At 74.6% G+C, this 19,928-nt stretch carries 21 protein-coding genes; 15 read left to right on the top strand and 6 right to left on the bottom strand.

Annotated features, from left to right (window positions below):
* Positions 1–129 precede the first annotated feature (129 nt).
* The 7 genes from Apa02nite_RS16530 (at position 130) to Apa02nite_RS16560 (ending at position 7,619) form a co-directional block, all read left to right on the top strand.
* The gene (locus Apa02nite_RS16530) at positions 130–2,637 is read left to right on the top strand and encodes a LuxR C-terminal-related transcriptional regulator (RefSeq protein ID WP_203825737.1); all 2,508 of its coding nucleotides are present in this window, start codon (positions 130–132) and stop codon (positions 2,635–2,637) included.
* Positions 2,634–3,173 carry a LuxR family transcriptional regulator gene (locus tag Apa02nite_RS16535; RefSeq protein ID WP_067694961.1) on the top strand — a complete coding sequence of 180 codons (540 nt, stop codon included), beginning with the start codon at positions 2,634–2,636 and terminating at the stop codon, positions 3,171–3,173. Before Apa02nite_RS16530 ends, Apa02nite_RS16535 begins: the two co-directional genes overlap by 4 nt.
* Positions 3,174–3,366: 193 nt before the next feature.
* Positions 3,367–4,497 (top strand): FAD-dependent oxidoreductase, encoded by a 1,131-nt coding sequence (locus tag Apa02nite_RS16540; RefSeq protein WP_203825738.1) that lies wholly within the window; start codon positions 3,367–3,369, stop codon positions 4,495–4,497.
* Between the two features lie 123 nt (positions 4,498–4,620).
* A complete protein-coding gene (locus Apa02nite_RS16545) occupies positions 4,621–4,956 on the top strand; it encodes an ArsR/SmtB family transcription factor (protein ID WP_203825739.1) in 336 nt (111 codons plus the stop codon).
* A complete protein-coding gene (locus tag Apa02nite_RS16550) occupies positions 4,953–6,671 on the top strand; it encodes a SulP family inorganic anion transporter (protein WP_203825740.1) in 1,719 nt (572 codons plus the stop codon). The genes Apa02nite_RS16545 and Apa02nite_RS16550 overlap by 4 nt, the downstream gene beginning before the upstream one ends.
* A 97-nt stretch (positions 6,672–6,768) precedes the next feature.
* Entirely contained in the window at positions 6,769–7,389 is a 621-nt protein-coding gene (locus Apa02nite_RS16555; RefSeq protein WP_203825741.1) for a hypothetical protein, read from the top strand.
* Positions 7,389–7,619: a helix-turn-helix domain-containing protein gene (locus tag Apa02nite_RS16560; RefSeq protein WP_203825742.1), complete on the top strand. Its 231-nt coding sequence runs from the start codon at positions 7,389–7,391 to the stop codon at positions 7,617–7,619. The genes Apa02nite_RS16555 and Apa02nite_RS16560 overlap by 1 nt, the downstream gene beginning before the upstream one ends.
* Before the next feature lie 63 nt (positions 7,620–7,682).
* Here Apa02nite_RS16560 and Apa02nite_RS16565 read toward each other — a convergent pair whose 3' ends face one another.
* The gene (locus Apa02nite_RS16565; RefSeq protein WP_203825743.1) at positions 7,683–8,270 is read right to left on the bottom strand and encodes a TetR/AcrR family transcriptional regulator; all 588 of its coding nucleotides are present in this window, start codon (positions 8,268–8,270) and stop codon (positions 7,683–7,685) included.
* A gap of 123 nt (positions 8,271–8,393) precedes the next feature.
* Here Apa02nite_RS16565 and Apa02nite_RS16570 point away from each other — a divergent pair, with 123 nt between their 5' ends.
* Positions 8,394–9,128 (top strand): SDR family NAD(P)-dependent oxidoreductase, encoded by a 735-nt coding sequence (locus Apa02nite_RS16570; protein WP_203825744.1) that lies wholly within the window; start codon positions 8,394–8,396, stop codon positions 9,126–9,128.
* A 38-nt stretch (positions 9,129–9,166) separates the two neighbouring features.
* The gene (locus tag Apa02nite_RS16575; protein ID WP_203825745.1) at positions 9,167–9,778 is read left to right on the top strand and encodes an NADPH-dependent F420 reductase; all 612 of its coding nucleotides are present in this window, start codon (positions 9,167–9,169) and stop codon (positions 9,776–9,778) included.
* A gap of 13 nt (positions 9,779–9,791) precedes the next feature.
* Here the strand turns inward: Apa02nite_RS16575 and Apa02nite_RS16580 are convergent, their stop codons facing one another.
* On the bottom strand, positions 9,792–11,309 hold the full coding sequence (locus tag Apa02nite_RS16580) for a carboxylesterase/lipase family protein (RefSeq protein WP_203825746.1): 1,518 nt from the start codon (positions 11,307–11,309) through the stop codon (positions 9,792–9,794).
* On the bottom strand, positions 11,306–11,461 hold the full coding sequence (locus Apa02nite_RS16585) for a hypothetical protein (RefSeq protein ID WP_203825747.1): 156 nt from the start codon (positions 11,459–11,461) through the stop codon (positions 11,306–11,308). Before Apa02nite_RS16585 ends, Apa02nite_RS16580 begins: the two co-directional genes overlap by 4 nt.
* Before the next feature lie 226 nt (positions 11,462–11,687).
* On the opposite strand from Apa02nite_RS16585, the gene Apa02nite_RS16590 reads away from it, so the two are divergent.
* Positions 11,688–12,377 (top strand): fibronectin type III domain-containing protein, encoded by a 690-nt coding sequence (locus tag Apa02nite_RS16590; protein WP_203825748.1) that lies wholly within the window; start codon positions 11,688–11,690, stop codon positions 12,375–12,377.
* A gap of 79 nt (positions 12,378–12,456) precedes the next feature.
* Here the strand turns inward: Apa02nite_RS16590 and Apa02nite_RS16595 are convergent, their stop codons facing one another.
* Positions 12,457–13,476 carry a Glu/Leu/Phe/Val dehydrogenase family protein gene (locus Apa02nite_RS16595; RefSeq protein WP_203825749.1) on the bottom strand — a complete coding sequence of 340 codons (1,020 nt, stop codon included), beginning with the start codon at positions 13,474–13,476 and terminating at the stop codon, positions 12,457–12,459.
* A gap of 100 nt (positions 13,477–13,576) precedes the next feature.
* On the opposite strand from Apa02nite_RS16595, the gene Apa02nite_RS16600 reads away from it, so the two are divergent.
* Positions 13,577–14,044: an Lrp/AsnC family transcriptional regulator gene (locus Apa02nite_RS16600; protein ID WP_203825796.1), complete on the top strand. Its 468-nt coding sequence runs from the start codon at positions 13,577–13,579 to the stop codon at positions 14,042–14,044.
* A gap of 594 nt (positions 14,045–14,638) precedes the next feature.
* Here the strand turns inward: Apa02nite_RS16600 and Apa02nite_RS16605 are convergent.
* Positions 14,639–15,694, bottom strand: a complete 1,056-nt coding sequence (locus Apa02nite_RS16605; RefSeq protein WP_203825750.1) for a hypothetical protein — start codon at positions 15,692–15,694, stop codon at positions 14,639–14,641.
* Positions 15,695–15,806: 112 nt separating this feature from the next.
* On the opposite strand from Apa02nite_RS16605, the gene Apa02nite_RS16610 reads away from it, so the two are divergent.
* Positions 15,807–16,826 carry a tyrosine-type recombinase/integrase gene (locus Apa02nite_RS16610; protein WP_203825751.1) on the top strand — a complete coding sequence of 340 codons (1,020 nt, stop codon included), beginning with the start codon at positions 15,807–15,809 and terminating at the stop codon, positions 16,824–16,826.
* Between the two features lie 68 nt (positions 16,827–16,894).
* Here the strand turns inward: Apa02nite_RS16610 and Apa02nite_RS16615 are convergent, their stop codons facing one another.
* Positions 16,895–17,842 (bottom strand): helix-turn-helix transcriptional regulator, encoded by a 948-nt coding sequence (locus Apa02nite_RS16615; RefSeq protein WP_203825752.1) that lies wholly within the window; start codon positions 17,840–17,842, stop codon positions 16,895–16,897.
* A gap of 63 nt (positions 17,843–17,905) precedes the next feature.
* Between Apa02nite_RS16615 and Apa02nite_RS16620 the strand changes: the two genes are divergently transcribed.
* From Apa02nite_RS16620 to Apa02nite_RS16630, 3 genes are all read left to right on the top strand, one after another.
* Positions 17,906–18,865: an alpha/beta fold hydrolase gene (locus tag Apa02nite_RS16620; RefSeq protein ID WP_239164353.1), complete on the top strand. Its 960-nt coding sequence runs from the start codon at positions 17,906–17,908 to the stop codon at positions 18,863–18,865.
* Positions 18,866–18,941: 76 nt separating this feature from the next.
* Positions 18,942–19,400 (top strand): GNAT family N-acetyltransferase, encoded by a 459-nt coding sequence (locus tag Apa02nite_RS16625; RefSeq protein WP_203825754.1) that lies wholly within the window; start codon positions 18,942–18,944, stop codon positions 19,398–19,400.
* Positions 19,401–19,413: 13 nt separating this feature from the next.
* Complete coding sequence (locus Apa02nite_RS16630; RefSeq protein ID WP_203825755.1) at positions 19,414–19,926, top strand: MarR family winged helix-turn-helix transcriptional regulator; 513 nt, start codon at positions 19,414–19,416, stop codon at positions 19,924–19,926.
* Positions 19,927–19,928: the final 2 nt, after the last annotated feature.

Raw genomic sequence — 19,928 nt, forward strand, 5'->3', positions numbered from 1 at the left:
AGTCGACGTCACGTACGGGGCCTTTCTCGCTGGGGAGCAGGATGCGATCACCTGCCCGCAGCACAGCCTACGGACGCGGATGCCACGTGCGGGATCCCGAGTTCGTGCCAGGCAACGAGGAGGACACTAGTGGCGGACGAGCCTTACCTGGCCGCATCCTCCACTCTGCGTCACGGCCCGGCCCTCGTCGTGCTGACCGGACCGCCCGGATGCGGGCGCAGCACCCTGCTGCACCGCATCGCCGCGGCGGCCGGCGGGCCGGTGCACGCCGGTGGTGGCCTGGCCATGCTCGCCACCGTGCCGGCGCTCGCGCTGAGCCGGGCGGTCCGGGCCCGGCTGCCCGGTGACGACGTGCACCTGCTCGCCGAGGCGGTCCGCTCCCGGGTCCGCGGCGGCCTGCTGGTCCTCGACGACCTGCAGCACTGCGACCCGGCCACCGTCGCCGCGCTGCCGCACCTGGCCCGCACCTGCCGGGTCCTGGTCGCGCTGCGCACCCCGCACCGGCTGCCCGACGACCTGCACGACGCGCTGCGCGCCGCCGCCACCGCGTGGGTGCCGGTCGCGCCGCTGAGCGCCGAGGAGGCCGCCGCGCTGGCCCGGCGCACCGCGGCCCGCCTGGACGAGGCCACCCTGGACGCGGTCACCGCCCGGGCCGGCGGCAACCCCCTGGCGATCATCGCGCTGGCCCGGCAGGCGGCCGCCGGTCGCGGCCCGGCCGCCCACGACATCGACCAGATCGCGTACGCGATCGCCACCGCCCTGGCCGACCTGCCCCGCCCGGCACGCACCGCGCTGGCCGCGCTCGGGCTGCTCGGCCGGCCCGCGCCGGCCGGGCTGCTCGGTCCCGGCGCCAGCGACCTGCAGGCGGCCGGGCTGGTCGACACCGAACCCGGCGGCGCGCTGTTCCCGGTGTCGGCGTACGTCGCCGAGACCGCGGCCGGTCTGCTGGATGCGGGCGCCCGCGCCGAGATGCACCAGCGCCTGGCGCAGCTGACCCCGCCGGCCGAAGCCGCCCGGCACCTGGCCGCCGCCGGCGACAACGCCGGGGCGTACCGGCAGGCGCTGCTCGCCGCCGACCAGGCCGGCGGCGGCGAACGCGCCGCGCTGCTGCTGTTCGCCTGCGGCCTGGACACCCCGGTCGACCTGCGGGTCCGGCTCGCCGCCGCGGACGCCGCCCTGATCGCCGGGCGCGCCGGTGACGCCGCCGCGGTGCTCGCCGCCGCCGGGGCCCGCCCGACCGGCGCGGCCGCCCCCCTCGCGCTGGAGGTCGCCGTGCTGCACGGCGAGGCGCTGCTGCAGGCCGGCCAGCCGGAACAGGCCCGCGCCGCGGTCCGCGGCGTGCCGGACACCGCCGCGGTCGCCGTGGTCGCCGCCCGTGACCGGGTGCTGCTGCTCGCCGCCCTGGACACCGCGCCGATGTCGGCCCTGGACCTGGCCGAGAAGGTCGCGGCCCGGCACCCGGCGCCGCTGCCCGGGGTCGCCGCCGCGCTGGCCGCGGTCCGCGCCGCGCACCGCACCCCCGGCTGGGACACCGCCCTGGAAGAGGCCGCCGACCCCGGCGGCGACCCGCTGATCACCCGGTGGAGCGCGTGGCTGCTGGTCGAGCACCTGGCCGCCGACGGCCGCCTGGTCGACTCGGCCGCCGCGGCGCTGCGGGCCGCCGACGCCGCCGCGACGGTGTTCGCCTACGGCTGGCACACCCGGTTCATCGCCGCCGCCGACTGGGCCCTGGCCCTGCACGGCCCGGCCCTGCCCGAGACCGGCCCGGACGCCGCGGCGGTCCCGCCGGCCGGCTGGGACGGCGTCGAGGGGGTGCTGCGGCGCGCCGCGAACCTCACCGACCTGGCGCTGCCCGACGACGCCCGCGGCTACGCCACCGCGGCGACCGCGCTGATCGAGGCGGACACCGGGCTGCTGGCCGCCGCCCGGGCCCGGCTGGCCGGGGCGCCGGCGCACCCGGCGGTGGCCTGGGTGGTGCGCGAGGCCGCGTGGCTCGACGGGCAACCCGACCGGGCCGACGCCACCGGCGCCGACCAGGAGAGCGCCGGGCTGCTGTCCGGGCTGCAGGCGATCACGGCGCGGTGGGCGGCGCACGACCTCGGCGTACGCGAGAATGCGCCGATCCCCACCGGACTGCCCGGACCGGCGCGGCGGACCTTGACCGCCTGGGCCGTCGGCCAGGGTTTCCCGGCCGCCGCGGACAGCTGGCAGCCGATCGTGCTGCGCGAGCAGATCCGCTGCCTGCTCGCCGCCGGGCTGACCGATACCGATCGGGACCGGGCGGTCGCCGCGCTGCTGCGCGCCGAGGACCTCGCCGACCGGGCCGGGCTGACCGTGCTCGCCGGGCGGGCCCGCCGCGGCCTGCGCCAGCACCGGGTGCACCGCGACACCCGCAGCCGCCGCTCGCACGGCGGGCTCACCCAGCGCGAACAGGACGTCCTGGCGCTGGTCGCGGCCGGTGAACCGACCCGGCGGATCGCCGGGCAGCTGGGCATCTCCACCGAGACCGTCGACACCCACATCCGGGCCAGCATGCGCAAGCTCGGCGCCCGGACCCGGACCGAAGCCGCCGCGCTGGCCTTCGCCGCGCCCCCGAGCCGACTCGATCCCAGCGACAACAGCGAGGATGGCCGGTGAACACACAGCCCGACGCACCACGCCACGTAGTTGCCACCGCGGCCGACGCCGACGCGGTGCTGCGCCGCCTGGCCCGGGAGGGCTGGACCGCCCGGGTCGGTTTCGCCCTGCCCGACCAGGCCTGGGACGTGGCCGCGGCGCACATCGTGCTGCACGGCCGGATCGGCGACGACGACACCGAGACCGTGCGCCTGGCGGTGCTGGCGGCGGCCCGCGGCACCGGCATCGTCGCGGTCTGTGACGCCGAGTCGCCGGCCGGGCGGGCGCTCGTCGACGACCTGGGGCGGATCGGCCCGGTGCGGCGCGGCGCGGACGCCCCGGAGACCGGCGGGGACCCGGTCGCCAGCCTCATCCCGGAGCAGCGCGCCCTGCTCGACCGGCTCGCCGCCGGGGACACCATCGCCGCCGCGGCCGCCGCCGAGTTCCTGTCGCTGCGCACCGCGAACCGGCGCATCGCCGAGGCCCGCACCCTGTTCGGGGTCCGCACCACCCGCGAGGCCGTCCTGGCCTACCTGCGCCAGCGCCAGCCGGAATAACCCCCGCCGTCGGCGTCCGGGCCGCTGCCGCCTGCGGTCACTGCTTTTCCGGTACGCCGTGAGCGCGCGTGCCGGTGATGCGACCATCGTCGAGGCCCCCTGCCGTGGCGCGCACCACGTTGACACCTCGTGGAACGCAGTTCCAGGATGGTTATGGAACGGCATTCCAGACGACTTCCCGAAGGACACGAAGATGACGACACCGGTCACGATCATCGGCGCGGGACTCGGCGGCCTCACCCTGGCCCGGGTCCTGCACGTGCACGGCATCACGGCGACGGTCTACGAGGCCGAACCGTCCGCGGACGCGCGCGCCCAGGGCGGGCAGCTCGACATGCACGCCCACAACGGCCAGGTCGCCCTGGAGGCCGCCGGGCTCACCGCAGCGTTCCGGGCGATCATCCACGAGGGCGCCGCCGCGTCGCGGGTGCTCGACAAGCACGCCACGGTGCTGCTCGACGAACCCGACGACGGCACCGGCGCGCGCCCCGAGGCGCTGCGCGGCGACCTGCGCCGGATCCTGATCGAGGCGCTGCCGGCCGGCACCGTGCAGTGGGGCCGCAAACTCACGGCCGTGACCGCGCTCGGCGCCGGCCGGCACGAGCTGACCTTCGCCGACGGCGCCACGGTCACCAGCGAGCTGCTGGTCGGCGCGGACGGCGCCTGGTCCAAGGTCCGCCCGTTGCTGTCCGCGGCCACCCCGTGGTACGTCGGCACGGTGTTCGTCGAGACGTACCTGCACGACGTCGACACCCGGCACCCCGCGGTGGCCGCGCTCGTCGGCGCCGGGACGATGGCCGCGCTCGCCCCCGGGCAGGGCATCACCGCGCACCGCGAGGCCGGCGGGATCATCCACACCTACACCCAGCTGAACCGGCCCGCCGACTGGGTCGCCGCGATCGACTTCACCGACACCGCGGCCGCGGCCGGCCGGGTCGCCGCCGAGTTCGCCGGCTGGGCCCCGGACCTGCTCGCGCTGATCACCGGCAGCGACACCCCGCTGGTGCCCCGCATGATCCACTCATTGCCGGACGGGCACCGCTGGGACCGTACCCCCGGGGTGACCCTGATCGGCGACGCCGCGCACCTGATGCCGCCGGCCGGCGAGGGCGCGAACCTGGCCATGCTCGACGGCGCGGAACTCGGCCAGGCCCTGGCCGCGCACCCCGGCGACCCGGAAGCGGCGCTGAGCGCCTACGAAGCGGTGATGTTCCCGCGCAGCGCCGCCGAGTACGAGGACGCCCACGAACTGCTCGACACGATCCTCGGCGACCGGGCCCCGCAGGGCCTGGTCGACTTCTTCGTCAGCGCCGGGCAGCACTGACCCGGCGGGCGCGGCGACAGGCCGCCACGACCCGGCTGCTCGGTGACGACTTCTCCAATTGCTAATGTCTGCAAGTCAGGGTCCGGCGCCGCGGTGGCGTGAACGTGCACAGAAGAGGTGGCCGTGTCGCTGCCGCTGTACCAGGTCAAGGCCGAACTCTTCCGCACCCTGGGTCATCCGGTGCGGATACGGGTGCTGGAGCTGCTGCAGGCCGGGCCCAGACCGGTGCGGGACCTGCTCACCGCGATCGAGGTGGAGCCCTCGAGCCTGTCGCAACAGCTCGCGGTGCTGCGCCGGGCCGGGCTGGTGACCTCGTCGCGGAGCGGCTCACGGGTGATGTACGCATTGAGCACCCCGGACGTGGCGGATCTGCTGGCCGCCGGCCGGCGCATTCTCGGATCGATGCTGACCGACCGCGGTGACCTGCTGGCGCAGCTGCGCACCCAGGACGAGCAGTGAACCGCGCCGCGGCGACGGCCCGGCTCACCGGCCTGCTGCCGCAGCGCGGTGACCTGGCGGCCGCCCGTCGCGCCCCCCGCGCCGACCTGCTCGCCGGACTGACCGTGGCCGTGGTGGCGTTGCCCCTGGCGTTGGCGTTCGGGGTCACCTCCGGCATGGGGGCGCAGGCCGGACTGGTCACCGCGGTCGTCGCCGGGGCGGTCGCCGCGGTGTTCGGCGGCTCCAACCTGCAGGTGTCCGGGCCGACCGGAGCGATGACCGTGGTCCTGGTGCCGGTCATCGCCGAGTTCGGCGCTCGCGGAGTGCTGATGGTCGGCGTGCTGGCCGGGCTGATCCTCATCGGGCTGGCGGTGGCCCGCTTCGGCCGCTACGTCCGCTACCTTCCCACCCCGGTGCTCGAGGGGTTCACCGCCGGCATCGCCGTGGTCATCGCGCTGCAGCAGCTCCCGACGGCGCTCGGGGTCACCGGCGCGCACGGCGACAAGGTGTGGGCGGTGGCGTTCGACGCTGTGACCCGCTTCGCCGGTGACCCGCACCCGGCACCCATCGCCGTGGCCGCCGGCGTCGCGGCGACGATGCTGCTCGGCGCCCGCTGGCACCCCGGCCTGCCGTTCTCCCTGCTCGGCGTCGCCGCCGCGACGGTCCTGGCCGAGACCACCCCGATCTCGCTGGCCCGGATCGGGGCGCTGCCCGCCGGTCTGCCGGCTCCGTCGCTGAGCTTTCTGGACGTCCACGCCGTGCGCATGCTGCTGCCCGCCGCAGCCGCGGTGGCCGCGCTCGCCGCGCTGGAGAGCCTGCTGTCGGCCACCGTCGCCGACGCGATGAGCGTGAACGAGCACCACGACCCCGACCGGGAGCTGTTCGGTCAGGGCCTGGCCAACCTCGCCGCGCCGGTGTTCGGCGGCATCCCGGCCACCGCGGCGATCGCCCGCACCGCCGTCAACGTGCGCGCCGGCGCCCGCTCGAAACTCGCCTCGCTGACCCACGCGGTCGTGCTGGCCGTCATCGTGCTCGCCGCCGGGCCGCTGGTCGCCCGGATCCCGCTCGCCGCGCTGGCCGGTGTGCTGCTGGCCACCACGGTGCGCATGGTCGAAACCGGCGCCCTGCTCGCCCTGGCCCGATCCACCCGTAGTGACGCGCTGGTACTCTTTCTCACCTTCACCGTGACCGTCGCGTTCGACCTGGTCACCGCGGTCGCCGTCGGTATCGGGGTCGCGATCGTGCTGGCCCTGCGCGCGGTCGCGCGGACGGCCCGCGTCGAGCAGATCCCACTGGAGAGCGGCGACCACAGCGCCGAAGAACACGCGCTGCTCGCCGAGCACATCGTCGCGTACCGCCTCGACGGGCCGCTGTTCTTCGCCGCCGCCCACCGTTTCCTGTTGCAACTGTCCGAGATCGCCGACGTGCGGGTGGTGATCCTGCGCATGTCGCGGGTCTCGACCATCGACGCGACCGGCGCGCACGTGCTCGGCGACGCCATCAGCCGGCTGCACCGCCGCGGCATCGTCGTGCTGCTCTCCGGCATCGTCGCCAGCCACGAGGAGGTCCTGACCACCCTCGGCATCGCCGAACAGCTACGCCGCGACGGGCACGTCTTCGCCGACACCCCCACCGCGATCACCCACGCCCGCACGCACGTCCCGGACAGCACCGCGGTGCCGGCGTCGCGCGAACCCGGACACGACGACGCCGCAGCCGACCGGCCGACCCGCTGACACGGTCCGGGCCGCTCCCGGAGTTCCCGCGCAGCGCCGCGGAGGACGAGCCCTTATCGATACTCGATGCATCGACTTTCGATAAGGAGCTCCTTTCGTGGCGCCATCCTCTCGTCGTTCCGGCGCCCTGCGCCCGTTGCGGGCCCTGCTCACCGTCACCGTCGTCGCGAACGTCGGATTCCTGGTCATCGCGGCCATCGACTGGATCATGGGTACCTGGAACCGGTCCGAGTTCTGGGCACCCGCCGACGCGCTGACCACCCCGGTGATCGACCCGCTGCTGCCGGCGTTCACCGTGCAGGCCGACAACGTGGCGGTGGTGGTCACGGTCGCCGACCAGACCCCCGCGCAGGCGGTGCTTGACGTCATCGCCGGGGGCACCCCGGGCGCGATCGCCTGGCTCGTGATCGCCGTCCTGGCCCGCCGGATCGTCACCGCGGCCCTGGGCCCGGGCGTGGATCCGTTCGCCGCCGCCACCGCCGGACGGATCCGCCGGCTGGGCATCGTCATCCTCACCGCCGGCGGTCTCGCCGAACTCATCAGCGCGGCCGCCGAGTACACGCTGTACCGCAGCGTGTTCAAGGACTCGTCGTTCACCGGCGCCGGCGCCGCGACCTTCAGTCTCTGGTGGCTGCCGCTGGGCCTGGCCGTGCTGGCGTTCGCCGCGGTGGTCCGGCACGGCAGCGCACTACGGGCCGAGCTCGACGAGGTCATCTGATGCCCCCCGAGGAGCAGCACCGCGTCGACATCCACATCGACCGGCTCCTGGAGGCCCGCGGCATGACCCTCACCGAGCTCGCCGGACAGGTCGGCCTGACCCTGGCCAACCTGTCCGTCCTCAAGAACGGGCGCGCCCGCGCCATCCGGTTCAGCACGCTGACCGCGCTCTGCGACGCTCTCGACTGCCAGCCCAGTGACCTGATCACGGTCCGGCGGCCGGAGTCCTAGCCGTTCCTGGCGTCGTGCCGGCCGGGCCCAGCGGCAGCGGGGCGAACGGGTGGGACTGCCAGATCAGCTCGGACAGATGGGTGCGGCCGCCGGCAGGGCGTTGTCGACCAGTACGGCCGCGATGGCCGCGGCGGTACTGAACGCCTCCGCGTCCAGGACCCGGCCCCGGGCCGCCGCGCCGTCCAGCAGTAACGCCAGCTGCTCGCCGAGCCGCTCCGGTTCGGCGGCACCGGCATCGCGGGCGGCCGCGGCCAGCCGGGCGGCGAACCCCAGCTTGTAGTCACGGGCGTGCACCCGGGCGGGATGACCCGGATCGGGCAGCTCGACGGCCGCCGCGATGAACGGGCACAACGGCGAGTGCACGTCGAACACCGCCAGGAGCCGCTCGCGGGGCGTCAGGTCGGCGCGGTCGAACACCTCGGGCAGGATGTCCGGGTCGAACCGGCGCAGACACTCGGCGATCAACTCGTCCTTGCCGCCGAAGTGCTGGTAGAGGGTGCGCTTGGACACCTCGGCCACCGTGCACAGCTGATCCATGCCGGTGTTGTTGATGCCCTGCTCCCGGAACAGCTGCTGGGACGCGCTGACGATGCGCTCGCGCGCGCCCCGGCCCCGGCGCAACCCCCGCGGCCCCTTCTCCACCTCTGTCACCGGCCCAGCCTAACCCACCCGGGTACCGACCGGTGTGCATAGCTTGCGCCGGGCGGGACCGGCCGCTACCTTAAGCACGCAGATCGGTGTACTTAACATCGGCGGAGCGAGAGCGGGGCAGTCGTGGGAAAGCTCGATGGCAAGGTCGCAGTGATCACCGGCGGGACGAGCGGGATGGCGCTGGCCGGCGCCCGCCGGTTCGTCGACGAGGGGGCATACGTCTTCATCACCGGCCGGCGCCAGGACGCCCTCGACGACGCGGTCGCGCTGATCGGCCGCAACGTCACCGGGGTGCGGGCCGACTCGGCCGACCTCGACGACCTGGACCGGCTGTACGCCACGGTCAAGCAGGAGAAGGGCACGATCGACGTGCTGTGGGCCAGCGCCGGCACCGGCGAGCAGGGCAGCCTCGGCGAGATCACCGAGAAGCAGTTCGACGCAGCGTTCACGCTCAACGCCCGCGGCACCCTGTTCACCGTGCAGAAGGCCCTGCCGCTGATCAACGACGGCGGCTCGATCCTGATGACCGGGTCGAACGCGTCGCTGCGCGGCTACCCCCAGTGGAGCGTGTACGCGGCGAGCAAGGCCGTACTGCCCGCCTACGCCCGGGTCTGGGTGGCCGAGCTGCGCGACCGGAAGATCCGGGTGAACGTTCTCACCCCCGGCCAGGTCGCCACGCCGATCCTGGCCGAAGTGATGGACGAGCAGACCAAGGCACAGTTCGAAGCGGTGATCCCGCGCCGGGAGATGGGCCGCCCCGAGGAGATCGCCGCGGTCGCGCTGTTCCTGGCCTCGGACGACTCGAGCTACGTCAACGGCATGGAACTGGTCGCCGACGGCGGCACCACGGTGATCTGAACCCACCCCGCATCCATCTGCAGTAAGGAAAAGACGTCATGAGCACCATCAGCATCATCGGCTCGGGCAACATGGCCGCCACCATCGGCGCCCGGGCGGTCAAGCACGGCCACACCGTCGAGGTCATGAGCCGCGACCCCGCCACGGCCCGGGCGCTCGCCGACCGGATCGGCGCCACCGCCGGCACGTACGGCGCGCGCCCGGCCGGTGAGATCGTCATCCTGGCCGTGCTGCACGCCGCCGCCGTCGAGGTGGTCACGCAGTACGGCGCGGCGCTGGCCGGCAAGATCCTCGTCGACATCACCAACCCGTTCACCGCCGACGCCAGCGGGCTCGTGAGCGCCCCGGGCAGCTCGGTGTCGCAGCAGATCGCCGCCGTGGCCCCGGAGGGCGCGCACGTCGTGAAGGCCTTCAACTCGATCTTCCGGGGTGTGCTGGCCGAGGATCGGCCGGTGGACGCGTTCTTCGCCGGCGATAGCGCCGAGGCGAAAACCCCGGTGGCGGCGTTCCTGTCGAGCCTGGACCTGCGGCCCCTCGACGCCGGTGGGCTCGCGATGACCCACGCCCTGGAATGGGCCGGCGTCCTGCTGGTCGGGGTGGCCGGCAACGGCGCGGGTTTCGACGTCGCGCTGGGCGCCGAGATCCGCTGACGACCCCCGGTGGTCAGGTCAGCGTCAGCGGGGCGAACGGGTGCGACTGCCAGATCTGCCGGGCGGCCTGCTCCGGGTAGGCGGTGACCGCGCCGGGGGTGTCGAACACCTGGGTGAGCTGCTCGGCCGGGGTGTAGGCGGGCCAGCCCGGGTCGCCGTCGCGGACGAACGCGATCCACGCGGCCGTCATCCGCGCCGACAGGGCGACCGCGTCCGGGCCGGGTGCGTCACCGAGCAGCTGGGCCGGCCCGGACCGGGTCAGGTTGCCGAACATCAGCGGCAGGTCCAGGCCGTGGCAGGCGCCCAGGACACCGCCCAGGCCCGGGGCCGGCCAGGTCAGCTCGTACAGATGGGTGCGGCCGCCGCCGGTGACGTGCGCGTCGGCCAGGCGTAGCGACGGCATCCGGAACAACCAGTCGGACAGGACCAGCTCGTAGAGGCGCTCCGGGCCCGCCTCGGGAAACGCGGCGCGGTAGCGGCCGGCGCCGTCCGGCCCGGGCGCGAACATGTCGAGGGCGGCCGCGGCCTGCTCCGCGGTGATCCGGCCGAGGAGCCCGGCCAGCATGGTGAGCAGCCGCTGCTCGTCGCGGGTGTGCCCGGCGAGCAGCGCGACGTCGCGGGCGGCACCGCCGGCCAGGGCCTGCCACGGGGTGGCGGGCAGGGTGTCGCCGTCGACGACCGGGGCGAACAGGACCTGCCCGGTGGCGGCCGGACCCCAGCGGCCGGCCGGCGCGGCGGTGACGGCGTCGCCGGCGGCGGCCAGCCGGGCCGGATCGACAGCGGACAGCGCCGCGGCGGTGGGCGTGCAATCCACCTGCGCCGCGACGGCGGTGGCGATGTCGGCGGCCAGCGCCGGGGTGAAGAACGGGCCCGGGACGCTCTGCGCGATCGCGGCGCGGAACAACCCGGTCGCGGCCGGCATGGCCAGCAGCGCGGCGACACAGCCGGCGCCGGCGGACTCCCCGGCGATCGTCACCCGGCCCGGGTCACCGCCGAACGCGGCGACGTTGTCCCGCACCCAGCGCAACGCGGCGACCAGGTCCAGCAGCCCCCGGTTGACCGGCGCGGGGTGGGTGGCTCCGCCGGTCAGGGTGGTTTCGCCGGTCACGAGGGCGAAACCCTCGACGCCGAGGCGGTAGTTGACGGTGACCACGACGATCCCGCCGGTGCGGGCCAGGTGGGCGCCGTCGAACTCGGGCCAGCTCGACATCCCGACGACGTAGGCGCCGCCGTGGATCCAGACCAGCACCGGCAGCCTCGCGGCCGGGTCGAGCGCCGGGGTCCAGACGTTGGCGGTCAGCCAGTCGTCGCCGGGCACCGCGGCGCCGCCGCCGAGCGCGTCGCTCTGCGGGGCGGGCGGGCCGAACGTGGTCGCCGGGCGCACCCCGTCCCAGGGGTCCACCGGCTGCGGCGCGGCGAACCGGTGCGCGCCGACCGGCGGCGCCGCATACGAGATCCCGCGGAACACCGTCAGACCCGGCTCCCCGGCACCGGACACCGCGCCACCGGTCACCCGGACGGTGGCGGTCACGACCGCTCCCCGGCCGCGGTGCGCTGGGTGTCCGCGCCGGCCGGGACACCGATCTCGTCGGAGTCGTGCACGACCGGGCCGTTGGGCGGCGCACCGGTCCGCAGCACGGTGCTCTCGGCCGCACCGCGCGGCCCGGCCAGGTTCAGCAACATGACGGCAGCCTGGCAGGCATCCCGGCGCACCACTACCGATTTTCCGCTGCCACCGCGGGGTGCGGGCGGCGGTTCCCGGTGATGGACGGCCTGACGCTGCTGGCCGCGAGCGTCGGGCATGGTCCGGGCCGATCGCTTTCAGCGCCGCGTCAGCCGTGTTCCAGGGGCGGGTGCGACGGTGCGTGTGGTCATTCGGAAACGGAGCCAGAGGGGAGATCCAACCGAAATGAATCGTTTCTCGACACACCTGCCGCGCGTCGGGCGCGTGCTGGCCACGGCCGTGGTGGCGGTCACGGCGTCGGTGACCCTGCTCGGCGCCGGTCCGGCGCGGGCGGCGGCCGACACGACGCCACCGACCGTGCCGGCCGGACTCACCGCGTCCCAGGTGTCGTTCACCTCCGCGACAGTGACCTGGAACGCCTCGACCGACAACTCGGGCTCGCTCTACTACGAGGTCACGATCAACCAGACGACCGGGCCGTACACGCAGATCGTGTCGGACCCGGCGGTGGAGTTCGGTGGCCTGACGGCCGGCCGTACGTACACCGTGTCGGTACGCGCGCTCGACTTCTCCGGCAACGCCTCGGCGTCCGCGTCGACCCAGTTCATGACGCCGGCGCGCCCCGGGCCGCCGCCCACGGCGCCGGCCAACCTGCGTGGCGTGCTCACCGGCGGCATCCTCACCGGCATCGCCTGGGACGCCTCGGTCTTCGACGGCCACGTCTCCTACCAGCTGTTCGCCAACGGCACCTGGGCGTGGGCCACGTCGAAGACCAGCGTGACCGTGCGCGAACTCGTCGCCTCCGAGGGGGCCACGGCGGGACACACCTACACCTTCACCGTTCAGGCCATCGGCACCGGCAACTACCTCTCCGACCTGAGCGCGCCGGTGACGCTCACGATCCCATCACGCTGACCAGCAACAACCGCCGGGCGGTGGAGGGCTGCGGCCTCCACCGCCCGGCCACGCCGGCGGCCGGGCGCGCCGCCGCGGGTCAGGACACCGGCAGGCGGCCGGCGGCGAGCTGGTCGGCGGCCGCGGCCGGGGTGATGCCGGTGCCGGCGGCGGTGTCCAGCAGGCCGGTCAGGGTGGCGCCGATCGCGGCGACCCGCTGGGCGGCCTGCTCCGGGGTCTCGTGCAGCAGTTCGCGGGCGGTGGCGTGGATCAGGCCACCGGCGCTGACCGCGATGTCCGGCGCCCACAGGATGCCGCGCTCGTGCAGCAGCCCGGCGGTGGCGGGCACGTCGAGCTGGTTGTTGGCCGGGCCGGCGATCGCGGCGCAGCGCAGCGTGGGCACCGTGGCCGCGGTCAGCAGCCCGCCGAGCGCCGCCGGGATCAGCACGTCGACGTCCGCGGTGAGGCAGTCCTGCGGGCTGACCCAGGTCGCGCCGTACCGGGTGGCCAGGTCGCGGCGGCCGGGGTCGACGTCGGCGGCGATCACGCGGGCGCCGGCGAGCATCCGCAGCACGTGCGCGCCGACGCGGCCCAGGCCCAGGACGGCGACACTGCGCGCGGACAGGTCGTCGCTGCCGAACCGGTGGGCGCAGACCGCGCGCAGGGCGGCGAGCACCCCGGTCGCGGTGTGCAGCGACGAGTCGCCGCTGCCGCCGGCCGACTCCGGGCGGCAGAACACGTAGTCGGTGCGTTCGCCGATCACCGCCATGTCGTCCGGGCCGGTGCCGACGTCCGGGCCGGTCGCGTACGCGCCGTGCAGGGAGGCGATCAGGTCACCGATGTCGCGCAACAGGTCGCGGCGGGCGGTGGTGCTCATATCGTACGAAAGAGGAAGTGACACCACGGTCTTCCCGCCGCCGAGCGGCAAACCCGCGATGGCGCACTTGCCGGACATCGCCTGCGAGAGCCGCAGCGCGTCGGTGACCCCGTCGCGCCAGTGCGGGTAGGCGGCGATCCGGCAGCCACCCGCGGCCCGGCCCCGCGCGGTCGAGTGGATCGCGACGGTGATCGGCAGCCGGCTGCGGCGGCCGCGCTGGGTGACGACGTGTTCGTGGTTCATCGGAAGGCCCCTGTCGTTCGCACGCTGTGATGCGCCGACGGTAGCCATCCGACCGGCCGTGATCGCCCGATTCCGTACGACGTTCGGCGGGTGCGCGATAATGCCGGTCGTGGACGAACTTGATTCGGCGATCGTGGCCCAGCTGCAGGCGGATGCACGGCAGACCAACCGGGAACTGGCCCGTTCGGTCGGGATCGCGCCGTCGACGTGCCTGGAACGGGTCCGGTCGCTGCGCGAGCGCGGGGTGATCACCGGTTTTCACGCCGAGGTCGCGCTGGGCGCGCTCAACCGCGGGGTGCAGGCGTTGCTGCACGTGCAGGTCCGGCCGCTGAGCCGGACGGTGATCGAGAGCTTCAAGGCGTACGCGATGACCCTGCCCGAGGTGCTGTCGGTGTTCGTGGTGGCCGGCGGCGACGACTTCCTGGTGCACGTCGCGGTCCCGGACGTCGACGGGCTGCACGGTTTCCTGATGGACAAGTTCACCGGCCGCCGCGAGATCATCGGGTTCCGCAGCTCGGTGATCTACGAACACGTCCGCAAGCCGGTGATCGAGGCGCTCGACCTGTGATGCGCTCGGACCGGCCCGCTCCTCGCGGTGAGCTCGGCTGACGCGGCCGGCCGTCATGACGGCCGGATAAGGGCCCGCACGACCAGCCGGGGTCGTCCGGCTGGCTCTGGCGGCCCGTATCGAGGGCCTATAACGGCCCGCAGGCCCAGCCGGGGTCATCGGGCTGGCTCTGGCGGCCCGTATCGAGGGCCTATAACGGCCCGCACGGCCAGCCCGGCTGGTGCTCAGGGCCGTTGACGCGGCGGTGGAGACGACCGTGCGGACCGGCCGGGCCGTGACGCGCGCCGCCAGCGGTCACGGACCGCGGAACATCGCGGAGACCCCGGCGTACCGTGTGCGCGGAGCGCCCCCCGAACCCGGACCGGACCACCTGCCACAGGCCACCGCCCACCTCGCGGGACGGCCGCGCCTCGCCGCGGTCGCGGGCGGCGCAGCGGATCGGGACCACCCGCCACCCCGACCATCCGCCTGCTCCGCCTGGCAACCCCCGGTCACCCCGGGCAGCGGGAGCGGCGTGTGGCCGACGGTGGCGCGCAGGTCGGGCCCGACCTGGGGCCGGTTGGCTGTTCCGGCACGCAGCGGGGCCGGGGAGGTTCACGCTGCCGGGCTGGTCTCTTCGGCGGTGGCCCCGCGCTGGGCGGTATCGGACAAGACGGTGAGCAGCTCGGTGTAGCGGGCCTCGGCGGCCGTGGCCCGGGCCTCCGCGGTCGCGGTGGCGACCCGGGCGTCGTGCAGGTGGCCGGTGAGCGCGGTGTTCTCCGCCCGCAGCGCGGCGGCGACCGCGGCCTGGTCCTTCTCCCGCCCGGTGGCCGCCTGGCGTAGTTCGGTCAGGTCGGCGAGCCGCTGCTGTTGGTCCTCGATCCGCTGGGTCAGCAGGCGGTGGTCGGTCTCCGCGGCCTGCACCCGGTGCTGCAACTGGGCGATTTCGGTCGCGGCCGCCGCGGCCTGCTCGCGCACCCGGGTGGCATCGGCGACGGCGTCCCGGGCACGAAGCTCGGCGGCCCGCTGGTGGTCCTCCGCGGCCTGTTGCCGGGCCGCGGCCTCGCCGTGCTCGCGTTCCACCGCGGCCAGCCGGTCGGTGGCGGCGGCGACCCGGGCCTCGGCGTCGGTGCGGGTCTCGGCCATCCGCAGCTGGGTCGCGCGGGTCTCGGCCTGCGCGGCGCCGGCCGCCGCGGTGGCGCGGGCCTCGGCGTGGCGGGCGGCCTGCGCGGCGCGGTCGGCGTCGGCGGCCCGGTCGAGGGCCTCGGCCATCTGGCGTTCGGCCTCGCCGACGCGGGTCAGCGCGCCGGTGCGGACCTCGCCGACCGCGGTCAGCACCGCGCTGAGCTGCGCGGCGAGCGGGCCCGCGACCGCCAGGAGCCGGTCGGTGGCCACCGCGTACTCCTCGAGCGGGGCGTCGAGGCCGGCGGCGCGGACCCCGTCGCGGTCGGCGGCGGCCATCTGCTTGCAGGTCTTGCCGCCGGGCCATGATCGGGTCGCGGGCGCACAGTACTCCGGCGGGCGGCCCTTGCCGTCGTAGGCCAGTTCGTTGCCGCACGGCGCATATCCGCACCGCCGGACGGCCGGTGCCGGGTCGCGGCCGTCGGCGAGGCGGGCAGGCCGGCGCGCACTGCCGGTCAGGTCGGTGGGCTCGGGTGGCACGTCGGTCATGATCGAAACCCTATCGTTTCGTTTCGACTTTACCGGTAATCGTTTCGGCGTTTCGATAACTCAGAAGTGGCCCGGTGGCAGGGCGTAAGATAATGACCGTTATCCTACAAACATGACTGGAGCCGAGCCGCCGTCCGACATCGCCGTCGTGGAGCCGGGCCTGCGCGCCGGGCTGCCCGAGCTGCCGGCCCCGGCGCTGAACCGGCTCGACGCGCTGACCGCGAGGTGGCTGGCCCGGCAACGCTCCGCGCACACCCGCACCGCCTACCGGCGCGACCTGTGGCAGTGGGCCGACTGGTGCGCGGCCGTGCGGCTGCACCCGCTGACCGCCCGGGCCGCCGACCTCGACGCGTGGATCATCGAGCAGCGCGCCACCGGCGCCCGCGGCCGGCCCGCCGCGGAGTCCACCATCGCCCGCCGGCTGTCCGCGGTCGCGTCCTGGTACGACTACCTGATCGACAACACCGCCGCCGACCCGGAGCCCCTGGCGGTCTACAACCCGGCGCGGACCGCGGCCCGCCCGCGCATCGACCCGGACGACAGCAGCACCGTCGGCCTCGACCGCGCCGAGGCCGACCGGCTGCTGCAGACCGCCCAGCACGAGTCGGTGACCAGCCAGGCGCTGATCGCGTTGCTGCTGCTCACCGGGGCGCGGGTGGGTTCGGCGATCGACGCGCGCGTCGAGGACCTCGGCACCGACCGCGGTCACCGGGTCCTCGACGTCACCGTCAAGGGCGGCCGGCGCCGCCGGCTGCCGCTGCCGCCGCCGCTGGCCTACGCGCTCGACCGGATGCTGGCCGAGCGCGGCAGCCCGCCGGCCGGACCGCTGTTCCTGACCCCGTCCGGGATCGGCATCTACGAGCTGTACGTCTACCGGCTGATCCGCCGGCTGGCCCGCCGCGCCGGGATCGCCGCCGCGGACACGATCAGCCCGCACTCGCTGCGGCACACCGCGATCACCGAGGTCCTCGACGCCACCGACGGCGACCTGCGCCGCGCCCAGGACTTCGCCGGGCACGCCGACCCGCGGACCACCCGCCGCTACGACCGGCGGCGCAACCAGCTCGACAACCACGGCGCGTACCTGCTCGCCGGCCGGTTCAGCATGGCCGACGAGCCGGCCGAGGACTGATCGGGATCGGCGCGCGGGGCGCCGGCGGGGTTCCCGGAATCCTGAGAGGATGGCGCCAGCAGAACCGGTCAGCCGTACCGCGCGGCGAGCGCGGCGCCGATCACGGCCAGGTGCTCGCGCACCGGCGGCGGGCCGGTCACCTCCAGCCATTCGACCAGCCCGGCGAGCTCACCGGCGAGCGCGTACGCGTTGTAGCCGCGGATCACCACCTCGATGCGGCCGTCGGCGGTGGACCCGCCCACCTCCAGCCGGCCACCGAGCATCATCCGCAGCAGGTACATCCCGTCAGGCCGGCACAGCGCCTGGGTCTCCAGCGGGGTGCGCCGCCGGTCGACCTCGTCGGCGATCTCGCGCCAGCTCGCGGCGAGGTCGAAGTCCGCGGGCCGGTACACCGGATCACCGGTCGCGACGGCGGACGCCACCCGGTCGATCCGGAAGGTGCGCCGGCCGGCCCCGGTGTGGGCGACCAGGTACCAGGACGGCCCTTTGGCGACGATGCCCAGCGGGTGGACCGTCCGCTCGGTGGCGGCGCCGGTGCCGTCGACGTACCCGAGCCGCACCTGCACGCCGCGGATCACCGCGTCCTGCAGGTCGTCGAGCCAGCGCGGCGCCTGCGGCTCGACCGGCGCCGACCCCCACCGTTGCGGGTCGCTGACCAGCGACGACGCTGCCGCCTCGGCCTGCGCCCGGAACGGTTCCGGCAGCGCCCGGACGAGCTTGCGCAGGGCGGCCTTCACCGCCGGTGTCGCCGCCGACGCCGGGCCGGCGACCAGGAACAGCGCGCGGGCCTCACCGGCGGTCAGCCCGGACAGGTCGGTGCGGGCACCGCCGAGCAGCCGCCAGCCGCCGCCGCGGCCCTGCGTGGCGTAGACCGGCAGCCCGGCCATGGCCAGGGCGTCCAGGTCGCGGCGGGCGGTGCGCTCGGAGACCTCCAGCTCCCGGGCCACCGCGGCGGCGGTCACCTGCTCGCGCCGTTGCAGCATGAGCAGGATGGCCACCAGCCGGTCGGTTCGCATGCCGGCAACATTGTCAGCTAAACCGGTCAGGAGGTGACCGGTTCAGCTCGGCAGGATGGCGTCATGACCTCACCGGTACTGTCTGATCCCGCCGATTTTCCCGAGCCCACCCTCATCGCCGTCAACGGCGTGGAACTGGAGGTCTTCGAAGCCGGCCGGCACCACGGCGGCACACCCGTCGTGCTCTGCCACGGCTGGCCGGAGCACGCGTTCTCCTGGCGCCACCAGATGTCCGCGCTCGCCGCCGCGGGCCATCACGTCATCGCCCCGAACCAGCGGGGGTACGGCAACTCGTCGCGGCCGGCCGACGTGACCGCGTACGACATCGCCCACCTGACCGGTGACCTGGTCGCGCTTCTCGATCACTACGGGTACGACGACGCCACCTTCGTCGGGCACGACTGGGGCGCCATGGTCGTCTGGGGACTGACCCTGCTGCATCCGCAGCGGGTGAACGCGGTGATCAACCTGAGCCTGCCGTACCAGGAGCGCGGGGAGCGGCCCTGGATCGCGGTGATGGAAGAGTTCCTCGGCGGCGACTTCTACTTCGTGCACTTCAACCGGCAGCCCGGTGTCGCCGACGCCGTGCTGGACGCGAACACCTCCCGGTTCCTGCGCAACATGTACCGCAAGAACGTGCCCCTGGCCGCGCCCGAGCCGGGCATGGTGATGATCAATCTGGCGACCGCGGAGACCCCGCGGGGCGAGCCGCTGATGAGCGACGACGAGCTGGCCGTTTTCGTCGACGCGTTCACCACGTCGGGGTTCACCGGCGGCATCAACTGGTACCGGAACCTGGACCGCAACTGGCACCTGCTGGCGGACGTGGACCCGATCATCCGGCAGCCCACGCTCATGATCTACGGCGATCGGGACACCATCCAGCAGTCGGCGAACCTGGCGGCGTTCGTGCCCGGGGTGGAGGTGGCCACCCTGGACTGCGGGCACTGGATCCAGCAGGAGAAGCCGGCGGAGACCACCCAGCTGATCCTGAAGTGGCTGGACCAGCGGCACGCCGGCTAGTCATGCGGTGGTGGCCACCTCGCCGGCTGGGCGAGGTGGCCACCGTGCGCAGATTCCGGGGTACGGACACGCCGGGGTGCTGTGGGCGCTGAACGCGTTGCCGAACATCGGCGACACGGCGGACCCGGGCGTCCCGATCCCGCTGCCGCCGGCCGCGGAACCCCCGGCCGGGTTTCCCGACCTCGCCGACGTGACACGCTCGTTCCTGGCCGTGGGCGGGGAGTTCCTCGTCGTGGAGCCCGACGGGCACCTCGTCGCGATGGGCGGGTACCGGCCGGACACCGGCGGCGGCGCCGAGATCCTGCGGGTCCGGGTGCACCCGGCGACCCGGCGGCGCGGGATCGGACGGGCGCTGATGACCGGGCTCGAGCAGCGCGCGGCAGGCAGCGGGCTCCGGACGGCGCGCCTGGACACGGCGACCAACCAGCCCGCGGCCATGGCGTTCTACCAGGACCTGGGCTACCGCGAGACCGGCCGGGAACGACAGCCCGGCTGGACGTGGACGCTGGTCTACTACACCAAGCCGCTGACATGACATCATTGTTGTCATGTCAGGGGAGCAGGGCGCGGCGCGCGGGGCGCGGATCTACGAGGTGCTGCGGCTGACCCGGCCGCTGGTGCTGAACTCGGCCCGGGTGGTCGAGGCGGCGCTCAAACCCGACGGGGTCAGCGTCGGGATGCGCGCGGTGCTGGAGATCCTCGCCGAGTGCGGGCCGCTGACCGTACCCGCCGTCGCCGACCGCCTCGATCTGGTCCGGCAGGGGATCCAGCGGCACGTCGACGACCTGGCGCGGCTCGGGTACGTCGGGACACGGGCGAACCCGGCGCACCGCCGGTCGGTGCTGATCCACCTCACCGGCGGCGGGCAGGCGCTGTTCACGCGGGTCCGGCAGGCCGAGCTGGCCCGGCTGGCGACCATGGCACCCGACTGCAGCACCGAGGAGATCACCGCGGCGCTCACGGTGCTGCAGGCTCTGCACCGCGACGTCCAGCAGCGCGTGAAGGAAGACCAGCGCGGACCAGCTTCCCGGCAGGACAACCCAACGGCAGCAGGGACCTGACC

The organism is Actinoplanes palleronii (genome assembly GCF_016862315.1).
Lineage (GTDB): Bacteria > Actinomycetota > Actinomycetes > Mycobacteriales > Micromonosporaceae > Actinoplanes > Actinoplanes palleronii.

What these genes read in the sequence shown, in the direction of transcription:
- Apa02nite_RS16540 (WP_203825738.1), top strand. Translation starts at nt 3,367, where the DNA reads ATGACGACACCGGTCACGATCATCGGCGCGGGACTCGGCGGCCTCACC.
- Apa02nite_RS16560 (WP_203825742.1), top strand. Translation starts at nt 7,389, where the DNA reads ATGCCCCCCGAGGAGCAGCACCGCGTCGACATCCACATCGACCGGCTC.
- Apa02nite_RS16575 (WP_203825745.1), top strand. Translation starts at nt 9,167, where the DNA reads ATGAGCACCATCAGCATCATCGGCTCGGGCAACATGGCCGCCACCATC.
- Apa02nite_RS16585 (WP_203825747.1), bottom strand. Translation starts at nt 11,461, where the DNA reads ATGTTGCTGAACCTGGCCGGGCCGCGCGGTGCGGCCGAGAGCACCGTG.
- Apa02nite_RS16590 (WP_203825748.1), top strand. Translation starts at nt 11,688, where the DNA reads ATGAATCGTTTCTCGACACACCTGCCGCGCGTCGGGCGCGTGCTGGCC.
- Apa02nite_RS16595 (WP_203825749.1), bottom strand. Translation starts at nt 13,476, where the DNA reads ATGAACCACGAACACGTCGTCACCCAGCGCGGCCGCCGCAGCCGGCTG.
- Apa02nite_RS16600 (WP_203825796.1), top strand. Translation starts at nt 13,577, where the DNA reads ATGCCGGTCGTGGACGAACTTGATTCGGCGATCGTGGCCCAGCTGCAG.
- Apa02nite_RS16605 (WP_203825750.1), bottom strand. Translation starts at nt 15,694, where the DNA reads ATGACCGACGTGCCACCCGAGCCCACCGACCTGACCGGCAGTGCGCGC.
- Apa02nite_RS16610 (WP_203825751.1), top strand. Translation starts at nt 15,807, where the DNA reads ATGACTGGAGCCGAGCCGCCGTCCGACATCGCCGTCGTGGAGCCGGGC.
- Apa02nite_RS16615 (WP_203825752.1), bottom strand. Translation starts at nt 17,842, where the DNA reads ATGCGAACCGACCGGCTGGTGGCCATCCTGCTCATGCTGCAACGGCGC.
- Apa02nite_RS16620 (WP_239164353.1), top strand. Translation starts at nt 17,906, where the DNA reads ATGACCTCACCGGTACTGTCTGATCCCGCCGATTTTCCCGAGCCCACC.
- Apa02nite_RS16630 (WP_203825755.1), top strand. Translation starts at nt 19,414, where the DNA reads ATGTCAGGGGAGCAGGGCGCGGCGCGCGGGGCGCGGATCTACGAGGTG.